The organism is Actinoplanes sp. NPDC048967, from assembly GCF_040649415.1.
Taxonomy (GTDB): domain Bacteria; phylum Actinomycetota; class Actinomycetes; order Mycobacteriales; family Micromonosporaceae; genus Actinoplanes.
In genome coordinates, this window is record NZ_JBEZFL010000001.1 from 376868 (window position 1) to 390081 (window position 13214).

The window sequence follows — 13214 nt, forward strand, 5'->3', positions numbered from 1 at the left end:
CCTACCGGAAGAGTCGCAGGGGTACGGCGGCGGCGAGCGCGGCCATCCCGGCGTCGTTGGGGTGCAGGTGGTCGCCGCTGTCGTAGGCCGGGGCCAGCCGGAGCGGATCGGTGCGGTCGCGGACGGCGGCGTCGAAGTCGATGACCGCGTCGTAGTCCCCGCCGGTGCGGATCCAGTGGTTCAGCGCGGCCCGCTTGCGCTCGTTGCCGGCCGAGTAGAACCCGAGGGTGTCGTCCTTGAACGGCAGCACGGTGGCGCCGTAGGCCCGGAGCCCGGCCTGGTGGGCCCGCGCGATGAGCTGGCGGTGCCCGGCGATGAGGTCGTCGGCGGAGACCACCTCGGACGCCGGTGCGGTGGTGCCGGGGTGGCCGAGGTCGTTGACCCCGAGCAGCACGATCAAGAACTCCGCGCCGGGCTGGGCGACCACGTCACGGTCGAAGCGGCGCAGCGCGCTCTGCGCGAAGTACGCGGCGTACGCCACCGCGTCGCTGCCGGCCGGTGGGTTGGGGTCGTGCAGCAGCCGGTTGCCGGACACGCCGACGTTGACCACGCCACGGTCGATGCGCGCGGCCCGCAGCCGGGCGGCCAGCAGGTCGGGCCAGCGGTGGTTGAGGTTCGCCGCCGCGTTGGCGCCGTTGGTGATGGAGTCGCCGAGGGTGACGATCGCGCCGGCCCCCGAGGCGACGCTGACCCCGGAGAGGAAGAGGTTCTGCCCGACCACGGCGGTCGGCGTGACCGTACGGGCCGCCGTGACGTTCCCGGCGGCGATCACGTTGTCCTGGTACGCGAAAGCGGCCAGTGTCGTGACCGGCGTGCGCCGCGGCAGGTACACGCTGACGGTCAGCTCGGTGCCGGCCGGGACCCGCAGGTGCACCGGGTCGCTGACCAGGGGGGCGCCCGCCGGGATGGTGGCTCCCGTACGCCCGCTGAAGGTGACCGCCCGGTCGGTGCCGGGCTGGTTGGCCGTGCTCGCCGCGGTCCCGGCCCGCCGGGCGACGCGCACCTCGCCGACGACCAGCGGCTGCTCGCCGAACTCGTTGGTCAGCCGGATCCGCAGCCGGTCGCCACCGGTGCTGACGTGCACGACGTGGCGCACGGTCTGGTTCTCCAGCACGGTCGGCGGGGTGGGCGGGACGGTGGTCGGCGCGGCGGCCCACGTGCCGGTCCAGCGTGGAGTGTCCCGGATCGGGCCGCTCGCCTGCGCGGGTGTGCCGGGCAGGGTGGCAGCCACGGCGGCGCCCGAGGCGAGTGCCAGCAGTTCACGTCTGGTGGACACGGATCCTCCCCGGTCAGCCACGACGCCGCGGCAGGGTGAAGCGCCAGCCCTGGGCGCGCAGCTCGGGAATGATCCGGTCGACGGCCGCGACGGTCTGGCTGCGGTCGCCGCCGCCGTCGTGCATGAGCACCACCGCGCCGGGGGTGATGCGCTCACGCAGCCGCTGCACGAGCACGTCGGTGCCCGGCGGCTCCCAGTCGGCGATGTCCATCCGCCAGCCCAGCGGCTGCATGCCCAGCTCGGCCGCGACCTGCGGGCTCTGCCCCCAGCTGCCGTACGGCGCCCGGAAGTACGGGATGCGGGCGTGCGGGACCGCCCGGCGGATCGCCGCGCTGGTCTCGATCAGGTCCGCCCTGATCTGTTCCGGGGTCCAGGGGCCGACGTCGTCGTGGTGCATCGAGTGGTTGCACAGCACGTGCCCGGCGGCGGCGATGCGGCGCGCCACCTCGGGATGCTCGATGACGTGGTCGCCCCACAGGCAGAACACCGCGCGCACGTGCCGCCGGCGCAGCACGTCGAGCAGGCGCAGGGTGTCGGGCGGGTTGGGGCCGTCGTCGAAGGTGAAGCTGACGACGTCGCCCTGCCCGCGGGCCGTGTCGACCACCGCGGCGGTCGGGCCGCCGGCCTCGGCGGGGCCGGCCAGGCCTCCGGCCAGCAGCAAGGCGGACATCGGCACCGCCAGCCGGCACCACCACTTCGGACGATGAGACATGACATCCTCACGATCGATTCCGGGGACCCGTTGCTCCGAAACTTTCGGAAACCGCGCGGCCGAACGTCCGTAACATAGAACCCGGTCGAAGTCGCGTCAAGAAGGCGCTGCGCCCCAGATCACGCGCTCAGCTCATTGATCTTCGCCGCTATCTGTCCACGTTGTTACCTGTTGACCGGTGACCAGGATCGGCATATCTTCCGGTCACGTAACGGAAGTTCTCGGAACCTCTCGGCCGTCCACGGAAGGCCGGAACAGAATGGACAGACGATGAGAGTTCGCGTTCTCGCCGGCGTCGTTCTCCTGACGACCCTCACCCTGACCGGCGGTCCCGCCACCGCCTCCCCGGCCCGGCCCGGCCATCCGGCCCCCACCGGGCTACGGGCCCTGGCCGACCGCGCCGACCTGCGGATCGGCACCGCCGTCGACATGGCGGCGCTGGCCGACGACGAGGCCTACCGGGCCGCCGTGGGCCGCGAGTTCTCCACAGTGACGGCCGAGAACGTGATGAAGTGGGAGGCCACCGAGCCGCAGCAGGGCGTGCACGACTGGGCCGCGGCCGACCGGCTGGTCGACTTCGCCCGCGCCCACCGGCAGAAGGTCCGCGGGCACACCCTGGTCTGGCACAACCAGAACCCGGCCTGGGTCACCGAGCAGGCCTTCACGCCCGCCCAGCTCCGCGAGGTGCTGCGCCAGCACATCATCGACGAGGTCACGCACTTCCGCGGCAAGGTGTGGCACTGGGACGTGGTCAACGAGATCTTCAACGACGACGGCACCTGGCGCGACAGCATCTGGCTGCGCAACCTCGGACCCGGCTACGTCGCCGACGCCTTCCGCTGGGCGCACCAGGCCGACCCCAAGGCCACGCTGTTCCTCAACGACTACAACAACGAGGGCCTCAGCGCCAAGAGCGACGCTTACTACGCGCTGGTCAAGCAGCTCAAGGCCCAGGGCGTGCCGGTGCAGGGGTACGGCATCCAGGGCCACCTCGCGGTGCAGTACGGCGTACCCGGTGATGTCCTGGCCAACTTGCGCCGCTTCGAGAAGCTCGGCCTGCAGACCGCGTTCACCGAGGTCGACGTGCGGATGCCGCTGCCGGCCGACCCGATCAAGGTGCAGGCCCAGGCGCAGGGCTTCACCGCCCTGTTGCAGGCGTGCCTGCTCGCCGACAAGTGTGTCTCGTACACCCTGTGGGGCTTCACCGACCGCTACTCGTGGGTGCCCGGCGTCTTCGCCGGCGAGGGTTCCGCCACCCCGTACGACGAGAACCTGAACCCCAAGCCGGCGTACGCCGCGCTGCGCGACACCCTGGCGCTCGCCGGGCGCTGATCCTGCTCGGCACCGGCGGGCCCGCTCCGGCAGGGGCGGGCCCGCCGCCACCGGCCCGCAAGCGAGGAGGAGCGCGATGAGCGCGGACGAGCGCCGGGTGACCATCTCCGCCATCGCGGACGCGGCCGGGGTTTCCGTGCCGACCGTCTCGCGCGTGCTCAACGGCCGCGCGGACGTCTCCGCGGCCACCCGGGAACGGGTCGAGCAACTGCTGCGCGACCGGGGCTACCGGCGGCGCAACTCCCGCGCGCCGGGTCGCGCGCAGGTCCTCGACGTGGTCTTCGACGAGCTCGACAGCCCGTGGGCCGTCGAGCTCATCCGCGGGGTGGCCGACGTGGCCCACGCGGCCGGCGCGGGCACGGTCGTCTCGGCCGTGCACCAGGACGACACGGCGACCCGGCAGTGGCTGCGCAACCTGCGCACGCGCACCTGTGACGGGGTCGTCTTCGTGCTGTCCCAGGTCGCCGCGCCGGTCCAGATCCAGCTGCGCCGGCTGCACATCCCGGTGGTCGTCATCGACCCGGCCGGTGGCTCGGCCTCCGAGGTGGCCACGGTCGGGGCGACCAACTGGGCCGGCGGGCTCAGCGCCACCGAGCACCTGCTCTCCCTGGGCCACCGGCGGATCGGGCTCATCGCGGGCCCGCGCGGGCTCTCGTGCAGCCGGGCCCGGCTGGACGGCTACCGGGCCGCCCTGGCCGCGGCCGGCATCGGCACCGATCCGGCCCTGATCGTGCAGGGCGACTTCCGCCACGAGTCCGGATACACCGGCGGCGGCCGGCTGCTCGATCTCGCCGAGCCGCCGACCGCCGTGTTCGCCACCAGTGACCAGATGGCGCTGGGTGTCTACGAAGCCGCCCGCCGCCGCGGCCTGCGGGTGCCCGCCGACCTGAGCGTGACCGGTTTCGACGACCTGCCCGAGGCCCGCTGGTCCTCACCGCCGCTGACCACCGTGCGTCAGCCGCTGGCCGAGATGGGCGGGCTCGCCGCGCACACAGTCCTGCGACTGGCGCGCGGCGAGGCCCTTCAGGCTCCCCGGGTCGAGCTCGCCACCGAGCTCAAGGTGCGGGACAGCACCGCCCCCGTCACTTCCCGAAGCCCGCGGTCAAACCGCTGAGCAACTGCCGCCGGCCGATCGCGTAACAGATCAGGATCGGCAGCGTGGTCAGCACGACCGAGGCGAGCACGGCCGGCACGTTGACGCCGTACTGGCCCTGGAAGCTCCACAGCCCCAGCGGCAGGGTCCGCTGATCGGGGCTCTGGGTGAGGATCAGCGGCAGGATGAAACCGTTCCAGACGCCGAGCCCCTGATAGATCACCACGGTCACCAGGGCCGGACGGACCAGCGGGAAGGCCAGCCGCCACAGCGTGCCCCACTCCGTCGCGCCGTCCAGGCGCATCGACTCGAACAACTCCTTGGGCACGTCCCGGATGAAGTTGGCCAGTACCAGCACCGACAACGGGATGGCGAAGGCGATCGACGGCAGGATGATCGCCAGCAGGGTGTCGTACATCTGCAGCCGGATGATGATCAGATAGATCGGGATCACCACCGCCTGCAGCGGGATGGCCAGGCCCATCAGGAACAGGCCGTTGACCGAGCGCAGGAAGCGGCTGCCCGCGCTGCCGCGGACGATCGCGTACGCCGCCATGAACGAGATGAGCGTCGCGGGCAGTACCGCCCCCGCCGTCACGATGACGCTGTTCAGGAAGTACCGGGTGAAGTCGGCCTCGATCACCAGACGGTAGTTGTCCAGTGTCGGCGCCGACGGCGGCACCAGCGGGTTCTGCGCGTAGTAGTTGGCCCGGGTCTTGAAGCTGGTGATGACGATCCAGTAGATCGGCACCATCACCACGATCAGCCAGAGCCAGCCGAAGCCGCCGCCGAACCAGTTCAACCGCAGGGGCGAGCGACGCCGGGCGCCGCCGCCGTGAGAGGTCACCGACACACCTGGTCGCGGCGGCGCCTGCCGGGTCGAGATGGCCATCAGGCACCTTCCAATTGGCTGTCCGTCGCGCTACCGCCACCGAGCCTGCGCAGCAGCAGCGCCAGCCCGAGGCCGAACAGCACCAGGATCACGGCGATCACGCTGGCCGGGCCCATCAGGTTGGCCTTGAAGCCGGTCTGGTACATCTCGAGCGCGAGCACGTTGGTGGCGTCGCCGGGACCGCCGGCGGTGAGCACGAAGATCAGGTCGAAGAACGTCAGCGACCCCACCACCATCAGCGTCGACGAGGTGATGATCGTGTACTTGAGCTGGGGCAGGGTGATGCTGAAGAACTTGCGCACCCGGCCCGCGCCGTCGATCTCGGCCGCCTCGTACATCGCGGTCGGGATCTGCCGCACGGCGCCCTGGTAGATCAGCGAGTGGAACGGGATGAACTGCCAGGACACGACGAAGACCAGCACGCCCAGGGCGAGGTTGCCCTGGCCCAGCCAGTCCTGGTTGAGCCACTCGACGCCCAGGCCCGTGCCGAGCCCGAAGTTCGGGTTCAGCAGCGCGCTGAAGGTGATCGCGATGGCCGCCGAGCTGAGCAGCAACGGGATGAAGTACAGCACGGCGAGGAACCCGCGGTAGCGCTTCCGAGCAGCCAGGAAGACGCCGATCAGCAGGCTTATCGGCGTCTGGAACACCCAGGACAGCGCCATCACGAGGAACGTCACCCAGATCGAGTGCAGCAGGCCGGGCTCGGACAGCACCGTGCGCCAGCTGTCCAGGCCGGCGGGATTGATCGCCCCGATGCCGTCCCACTGGGTGAAGCTGAGGGCGAGCACGCCCAGCAGCGGCACCACGCCGAACGCCGTGAACATCAGCAGCGCCGGCCACACCATCCAGGAGACGGACCTGCTCCGCCCGCCGGTCTTGGAGGAAGGTACCGCCACCGGGGGCGGAGCAAGAGCGGTCATTTACCGATGACCCCGTTCATGTTGGTGACCCACTGCTGCGGGGTGACCTGCTCCTGGAACAGCTTGGCGATGTTGTCCAGCAGGGCCTCGGCCGCGGTCGGGCTCAGCGCCTGGTCCCAGGACTGGGCGAAGACCTTGGCGTTGACCGAGGTGTCGTAGACGTACTTGAGGAACTCGGCGTCGGGGGACGCGGCCAGGGTGGCCTCCGTGCCCTTGACCACCGGCACCGAGCCGCCGTCGTTGATCCACGCCTTGGTCTCGGCCTCGTCGAGCACGCCGCTGGTGAAGAACTTCTTGGCGATGTCCTTCTGCTCGGCGGTGGCCTTGCTGGAGATGGCCAGGTACTGACCCGGGTTGCCGACCGTGTCGCTCGGGTCGCCCTTGCCGCCCGTGAAGGTCGGGAAGGGGATCCAGCCCAGGTTGCCCTTGGAGACGAAGTCACCGCCGTCGTTCTTCATGCTGCCGTAGGTCCAGGCGCCGTGCAGCATCATGGCGGCCTTGCCGGTGTAGAGCAGGGCCTGGTCGGCGTTGGCGCCGGCGTCGACCGAGGAGAAGCCCTTGTTGAAGCCGTTGGCCTTGACCAGGTCCACCAGCTTGGTCAGCATGTCCAGCACGGCCGGGTCGGACCAGGCGTCCTTCTTGCCCTCGAAGACGTTCTGGAAGACCTGCGAGCCGCCGATGCGGTCGAGCATGAACTCCAGCCACATCATGTTGGTCCAGCGGGACTTGCCGGCCAGCGAGAAGGGCGCGATCTTCTTCTCGTTGAACTTCGGCACCAGGGCCATGACGTCGTCCCAGGTCTTCGGCGGCTGCACGCCGACGTCGTTGAAGACCTTCTTGTTGTAGAACAGGATGATCGGCGCCACGGTCTCGCAGGGCATGGCGTAGATCTTGCCGTTGACCGTGGCCGGGCCGAACGAGGACGGGAACAGCTTGTCCTTGATCGCGGCGTTCTGCTCGAACCACGGGGTCAGGTCCTCGACCTGGCCGGCGTCCACGTAGCTCTTCAGGCCGCCACCGCCCCAGCCCCAGATCAGCGTGGGCGCCTGGCCGGCACCGATGGCCGTCTTGATCTTCTGCTTGTAGGCGTCGTTCTCGAACGCGGTGAACTGGATTTGGGTGTCCGGGTTGGCCTTGTTGAAGCGCTCCGCGGCGGCCTGCCGGATGCCCTCGCCGGGCTGGCCGGTGAGGAACCAGTAGCTGGCCGAGCCGGCCTTCTTCCCGGAACCACTGGTGCCCGGACCGGAACTGCCGCAGGCGGCCAGGGCCGCGCCGGCGCCGGCAGCGGCGGTCAGGCTGAGGAAGGTGCGACGGGATATCGGACTGCGTTCCACGCTGGTCTCCGTACTCGTGAGCCGCAGGCTCGCGGCGAGTCGAACATCTGAGGGAGAGGCCGCCGAACTGAGATCCAGGTTCTGGAACTTTCGATCGACAACCGCAAGTTACCGAGAGATTTCGTTAACGTAGGATTTCATGATTGGCGTGTCAAGGCCCTTGAAAGACTCGTGCTTTAGGCGCGAGAGTGGACCCACTGCAGCACTGTCAGGCCCGATCTCCCCCCGTCGAAGGTCACGGTAAGGTCGCGGTCAGGTCTCGTCGACAGTCCGAAAGTTTCGGCACGCCTGCACCCCCGTCCTGCTCGTAAGGAGAACCATCGTGACGACACCCGACTGGCACGACCAGAGCCGTAGCGAGGCTGACCGGGTCACCTCGCTGCTGGCGCACATGACCCTCGAGGAGAAGGTCGCGCAGCTGGGCAGCCGGTGGGTCAGCAACGACATGGAGCACGACGAGGAGCCGGCCGCCGAAACCGAGACCAACCTCAACGTAGCCCCGATGCAGGACGTGTTCGCCGCATCCGGCTCCGTTTCCCTGCAGGAGGCCAGCAAGCACGGCCTGGGACACCTCACCCGGGTCTACGGCGGCATCCCGCTGACCGTGACCGAGGGCGCGGCCGAGGTCGTCCGGCAGCAGCGCATCGTGATCGAGGACAGCCGCCTGGGCATCCCCGCGCTGGTGCACGAGGAGTGCCTCACCGGCTTCACCACCTACGGCGCGACGGTCTACCCCGCCGCGATCGCCTGGGGCGCGACCTTCGACCCGGACCTGGTGGAGCGGATGGCCGCGGCGATCGGCCGGGACATGGCCGCGGTCGGGGTGCACCAGGGGCTGTCCCCGGTGCTCGACGTCGTCCGCGACTACCGCTGGGGCCGGGTCGAGGAGACCATGGGCGAGGACCCGTACCTGGTCTCGATGCTCGGCGCCGGGTACGTGCGGGGCCTGCAGAGCGCCGGGATCATCGCCACCCTCAAGCACTTCGCCGGTTACTCGGCCGCGCGCGCCGCGCGCAACCACGGGCCGGTGCCGATGGGCCGGCGCGAGCTGATGGACGTGATCCTGCCCAGCTTCGAGACGGCCATCCGGGTCGGCCGGGCCGGCTCGGTGATGAACTCGTACTCCGACGTCGACGGCGTCCCCGCCGCCGCGGACTCCTGGCTGCTCACCGACCTGTTGCGGGACGAATGGGGCTTCACCGGCACGGTGGTGTCCGACTACTGGGCCGTACCGTTCCTCGCCACCATGCACAAAGTCGCCGCCGACACCGGCGAGGCCGGCGCGCAGGCCCTCACCGCCGGCATCGACGTCGAACTGCCCGACACCCTCGGTTTCGGCGCCGATCTGGTCGAGCGGGTGCGCGCCGGCGAGGTGCCCGAGGAACTGGTGGACCGGGCCGCTCGGCGCCTGCTGACCCACAAGGTCGAGCTCGGCCTGCTCGACCCGGCCTGGACGCCCGAGGCCTCGGTGGCCCGCGCGGCCGGCACCGACCTGGACTCCCCGGCCAACCGGGCGCTGGCCCGCGAGGTGGCCGAGCGCTCGATCGTGCTGCTGGACGCCGGCACCGCCCTGCCGCTGCTCGACGGCAACCGGGCGGCCCCGGCCCGGATCGCCGTGGTCGGGCCCTGCGCCGACGACCCGCGCACCTTCATGGGGTGCTACGCCTTCCCCAACCACGTCCTGCCCCGCCACCCGGAGCTGGGCCTGGGCATCGACGTGCCGACGGTGGTGGACGCGCTGCGCGCCGAACTGCCCGGCACCGAGATCGTCCACGAGCGCGGCAGCCAGGTGCAGGGCACCGACCGCTCCGGCTTCGCCGCCGCCGTCGCCACCGCCCGCGACTCGGACCTGTGCGTGGCCGTCGTCGGGGACCTCGCCGGCCTGTTCGGCAACGGCTCGTCGGGCGAGGGCTGCGACGCCGAGGACCTGCGCCTGCCGGGCGTGCAGGCCGACCTGCTGGCCGAGCTGCTGGACACCGGTACGCCGGTCGTCGTGGTCGTGGTCTCCGGCCGCCCGTACGCCCTGGGCGACGTGCACGGTCGCGCCGCCGGCCTGGTGCAGGCGTTCATGCCGGGCCAGGAGGCGGGCGGGGCCATCGCCGGCATCCTCAGCGGCCGGATCCAGCCCGGCGGCAAGCTGCCGGTGCAGATCCCCCGGCACCCGGGCGGCCAGCCCGGCACCTACCTGCAGCCGCCGCTGGGCGCCGACAAGACGAACATCAGCAACCTCGACCCGACGCCGCTGTTCCCGTTCGGCCACGGCTCGTCGTACACCACGTTCGAGTTGGACGCTCTGCGGATCAGCGCGAGCGAGGTGCCCACCGACGGGGAGTTCACCGTGACGGTCCGGGTCTGCAACACCGGCGAGCGCACCGGCGAGGAGGTCGTCCAGCTGTACCTGCACGACCCGGTGGCCCAGGTGACCCGGCCGGTCAAGCAGCTCACCGGCTTCGCCCGGGTGTCGCTGGAGCCGCACACCGACGCCCTGGTCCGTTTCCAGGTGCACGCCGACCGGACCGCCTTCACGGGCCGCGACCTGCGGCGCATCGTGGAGCCGGGCGACATCGAGGTCATGGTCGGCACGTCCGCCGAGGACCTGCCGTGCCGGGGCACGGTCCGGCTGACCGGCCCGCTGCGGGTGGTCGGCCCCGACCGCCGGCTGGTCACCCCGGTCGACGTGATGCCGACCAAGGAGGCCGAACTGACGGTCGCGAACTAGGCGGCGAGACGGCGGCCGGGGGTTGTCAGCCGGCCGGCAGGCGGGGCCGGGAGTAGGAGCCGACGATCGCCCCGTCGCGGGACTCGATACCGGTGAAACCGGTGGTGCCGGCGGTGAAGTGGTAGAAGCGCAGCACCGTGCCGTCCGGGTCGGGTACGTCCAGGATGGTGCCCGCCGGGGTGTCGTACGGCTCGGCGTGGCGGATACCGTGCCGCTCGCACCGGGCGATGATCTCGTCGAGGACCGACCGCGAGGCCGGGGTGAACGCGACCACGTCGAAGCCGTCCAGACTCGGTGTGCCCGCGCAGACGGTCCGGTCCCGCAGTGCTACGCAGAAGCGCTCCCGCGGGTCGATCAGCCCGGCGCCGCGCAGCACGCCGTCCTCCACGAACTCGGAGAACAGTCGCAGGTCGAGCAGCCGGCAGTACCAGGCGACGCTGCGGGCCAGGTCGGTGACCGGCAGTTTCACCTGGGTGATCCGGTCGAGTCCGGTGATGCCCCGCAGGGCCGGTTCTTGCTCGGTGGTGGTGGTCATGGCTCGACGCTAGGAGCCGCTTGCCGGACAATCCATGGGTGGAAGTCCGCCGGACCACAGTGTTCGTCTGGAGGGGCCGGGCCGATGGATCTGCTCAGTTCGGTGCTGCGGGAGCTGCGGTTCTCCAGCGCCGCGTACCGGTGGCTGGAGCTCGGCAGCCCGTTCAGCGTGGACTTCGACCGGGCCGGCCTGCGCGGCGTGCACATCATCGCCGAGGGCCGGTGCGAGCTGGTGCTGCGGGACGGCACGGTCCGGGGGCTGACCGCCGGCGATGTCGTGATCCTGCCCCGCGGTGACTCCCACCTGCTGCGCTCGGCGCCGTCCACCGTGGCTGTGCCGGGCTACGACGCGGCCGTCCACTCCCCCGAGCCACGGTTGACGCTCGGCGGGACGGGCGAGCGGACCGTCGTGGTCTGCGGGGCGTTCGTGATCGGCGAGCCGGACCATCCCGCGCTGCGCGGCCTGCCCGCCGTCATCCAGCTGCCGGGCACCGACGGCCGCCCGCCGGCGTGGGTCGCCGCGCTCGTGGAGGCGTTGCGGGCCGAGGCCTTCGACGGCGGTCCGGGCAGCGAGCTGGTCATGGCCCGGCTCTCCGACGCGCTGCTGGTCCGGGCCCTGCGGCACCACAGCGGCACCGTCGGTCAGCAGGGGTGGCTGGCCGGGCTGCGGGACCCGTGCGTCGCCGCTGCCCTGCAAGCCATCCACAATGACCCCGCGCACCCGTGGACCCTGCCCGCACTGGCCGCGACGGCCGGGCTGTCCCGCGCGGCCTTCGCGGCCCGGTTCACCGAGCGGGTGGGCCGGCCCGCCATGCGCTATCTGCTGGCGTTGCGGATGCAACGGGCCCGCACGTTGCTGCGCGACGACCGGGCCACCGTGGCAGCGGTCGCCGGTCAGGTCGGCTACGGCTCGGACGTGGCTTTCGCCGCCGCCTTCAAACGGGAGGTCGGCATGTCTCCGGGCGCCTACCGCCGGGGTCAGAACGCCGTCGCGTAGACCCGGACCGGATCACCGTCACGGGAGAGGGTGTCCCGCTCGAAGGCGAGGCCGATCTTCTCCGCCACGCGCTGGGACGGCCCGTTGTCGGGGTGGATGATCGCGATCAGGCGCCGCGCCCCCAGCACGTCACGGGCGTACGCGTGGCAGGCGGCGGCCGCCTCGGTCGCGTACCCGTGGCCCTGCAGCTCCGCCCGCACGTGGTAGCCGACCTCGACATCCGTCACGCCGTCGATCTCCTGCGGCGTCAGGCCGCAGTCACCGACGAACTCCCCGGTGGCCCGGAGCCGGACCACCCACAGGCCGAAACCCCCGGTCTCGTAGAGGCGCTGGTTCCAGCTGATCCAGTCCCGCGCCCCGGCCCGGTCGCGCGTCCGCGGGTAGTAGCGCATGACGACCGGGTCACCCAGCAGCGCCGCCACGTCGTCGAGGTCGCCGGGAGTCATCGGGTGGAACTCGAGGCGATCAGTGGCGTCCGGTGGCTTCATGACGGCTCCGGTGGCAGGTCGAGGGCGGTCACATCCAGCCTGGCGAGCCGGTCGGGGTCGCCCAGGACGTCGATCGCCACCACCCGGCCGGCCGCCACGGTGAAGGCCATGACCGAGAACAGCCGGCCGTTCACCACGACCACCACCCCGGCCGCGCCGTTGACCAGGGCCGGACGCACGAACGGCGCGAGCCGGCGAGCCGTGAAGGCCTGGCCGGCCACGGTCGAGGCGCCGCGCAGCACCACGTTGAGCCGGGGACGGGTGGGACCGGCGTCGGAGCGCAGCACCACGTCCGGATCGAGGACCGCGACGAGGGCCTCGAAGTCGCCGGCCCGGGAGGCGGCGAAGAACGCGTCCACCACCCGGCGCTGCCGGGCCAGGTCCGGATCCGGTGCCGGGGCCTCACCACGCAACCGGCGCCGGGCCCGGCTGGCGAGCTGCCGGGTTGCCGCCGGGGACCGGTCGATGATCGTGGCCACGTCCTCGAACGGCACGGCGAACATGTCGTGCAGCACGTACGCGAGCCGCTCGGCCGGGGCCAGCGTGTCGAGCACCACCTGCAACGCCAGCCCGACCGCGTCCGCCAGCAGCGCCTGGTGCTCGGGGTCGGCGATGTCGGCCCGGCTCAGGACCGGGTCACTCACGTGGATGTGCCCGTCGAGCGGTTCCTCGCGCTGCTGGGCCCGGGTGCGCAGCTTGTTCAGGCAGATCCGGGCGACGACGGTGGTCAGCCAGGCCCCGAGGTTGTCGACCTCCTCGGCACCGGTCCGGTCGAGGCGCAGCCAGGCGTCCTGCACCGCGTCGTCGGCCTCACTGAGGGACCCGAGCATCCGGTACGCCACCGCGCGCAGCCTGTCCCGCTGGGCCTCGAACAGCTCGGCCGTCGCTGCACCCTGGTCCACGTGTCACATTCCTTC

The 13214-nt window shown here is 71.4% G+C and carries 12 protein-coding genes; 4 read left to right on the plus strand and 8 right to left on the minus strand.

The window, feature by feature from the left end; genetic code table 11:
• Nucleotide 1 precedes the first annotated feature (1 nt).
• Nucleotides 2-1276, minus strand: a complete 1275-nt coding sequence (locus AB0C12_RS01785) for a GDSL-type esterase/lipase family protein (protein WP_360543058.1) — start codon at nucleotides 1274-1276, stop codon at nucleotides 2-4.
• Nucleotides 1277-1289: 13 nt separating this feature from the next.
• Nucleotides 1290-1988, minus strand: a complete 699-nt coding sequence (locus AB0C12_RS01790) for a polysaccharide deacetylase family protein (protein WP_360543060.1) — start codon at nucleotides 1986-1988, stop codon at nucleotides 1290-1292.
• 270 nt (nucleotides 1989-2258) lie between these two features.
• Between AB0C12_RS01790 and AB0C12_RS01795 the strand changes: the two genes are divergently transcribed.
• Together AB0C12_RS01795 and AB0C12_RS01800 are read left to right on the plus strand one after the other, a co-directional pair.
• Nucleotides 2259-3320 (plus strand): endo-1,4-beta-xylanase, encoded by a 1062-nt coding sequence (locus AB0C12_RS01795; RefSeq protein ID WP_360543062.1) that lies wholly within the window; start codon nucleotides 2259-2261, stop codon nucleotides 3318-3320.
• A 76-nt stretch (nucleotides 3321-3396) separates the two neighbouring features.
• Entirely contained in the window at nucleotides 3397-4434 is a 1038-nt protein-coding gene (locus AB0C12_RS01800; protein ID WP_360543064.1) for a LacI family DNA-binding transcriptional regulator, read from the plus strand.
• Here AB0C12_RS01800 and AB0C12_RS01805 read toward each other — a convergent pair.
• The 3 genes from AB0C12_RS01805 to AB0C12_RS01815 all read right to left on the minus strand — a co-directional run bounded on the left by AB0C12_RS01805 (nucleotide 4403) and on the right by AB0C12_RS01815 (nucleotide 7559).
• Nucleotides 4403-5305, minus strand: a complete 903-nt coding sequence (locus tag AB0C12_RS01805; RefSeq protein ID WP_360543066.1) for a carbohydrate ABC transporter permease — start codon at nucleotides 5303-5305, stop codon at nucleotides 4403-4405. The two genes, AB0C12_RS01800 and AB0C12_RS01805, sit on opposite strands and share 32 nt — an antisense overlap.
• Nucleotides 5305-6150 (minus strand): sugar ABC transporter permease, encoded by an 846-nt coding sequence (locus AB0C12_RS01810; protein ID WP_360543068.1) that lies wholly within the window; start codon nucleotides 6148-6150, stop codon nucleotides 5305-5307. The genes AB0C12_RS01805 and AB0C12_RS01810 overlap by 1 nt, the downstream gene beginning before the upstream one ends.
• A 71-nt stretch (nucleotides 6151-6221) precedes the next feature.
• Nucleotides 6222-7559: an extracellular solute-binding protein gene (locus AB0C12_RS01815; protein WP_360543070.1), complete on the minus strand. Its 1338-nt coding sequence runs from the start codon at nucleotides 7557-7559 to the stop codon at nucleotides 6222-6224.
• 322 nt (nucleotides 7560-7881) lie between these two features.
• Between AB0C12_RS01815 and AB0C12_RS01820 the strand changes: the two genes are divergently transcribed.
• Nucleotides 7882-10278, plus strand: a complete 2397-nt coding sequence (locus tag AB0C12_RS01820) for a glycoside hydrolase family 3 N-terminal domain-containing protein (protein ID WP_360543072.1) — start codon at nucleotides 7882-7884, stop codon at nucleotides 10276-10278.
• Between the two features lie 25 nt (nucleotides 10279-10303).
• On the opposite strand, the gene AB0C12_RS01825 is transcribed toward AB0C12_RS01820, so the two are convergent.
• Nucleotides 10304-10813 (minus strand): VOC family protein, encoded by a 510-nt coding sequence (locus tag AB0C12_RS01825; RefSeq protein WP_360543074.1) that lies wholly within the window; start codon nucleotides 10811-10813, stop codon nucleotides 10304-10306.
• A gap of 84 nt (nucleotides 10814-10897) precedes the next feature.
• Here AB0C12_RS01825 and AB0C12_RS01830 point away from each other — a divergent pair, with 84 nt between their 5' ends.
• Entirely contained in the window at nucleotides 10898-11809 is a 912-nt protein-coding gene (locus AB0C12_RS01830; protein WP_360543076.1) for an AraC family transcriptional regulator, read from the plus strand.
• Here the strand turns inward: AB0C12_RS01830 and AB0C12_RS01835 are convergent.
• Nucleotides 11791-12297: a GNAT family N-acetyltransferase gene (locus AB0C12_RS01835; protein WP_360543078.1), complete on the minus strand. Its 507-nt coding sequence runs from the start codon at nucleotides 12295-12297 to the stop codon at nucleotides 11791-11793. The two genes, AB0C12_RS01830 and AB0C12_RS01835, sit on opposite strands and share 19 nt — an antisense overlap.
• The gene (locus AB0C12_RS01840; RefSeq protein ID WP_360543080.1) at nucleotides 12294-13199 is read right to left on the minus strand and encodes a sigma-70 family RNA polymerase sigma factor; all 906 of its coding nucleotides are present in this window, start codon (nucleotides 13197-13199) and stop codon (nucleotides 12294-12296) included. The genes AB0C12_RS01835 and AB0C12_RS01840 overlap by 4 nt, the downstream gene beginning before the upstream one ends.
• Nucleotides 13200-13214 lie beyond the last annotated feature (15 nt).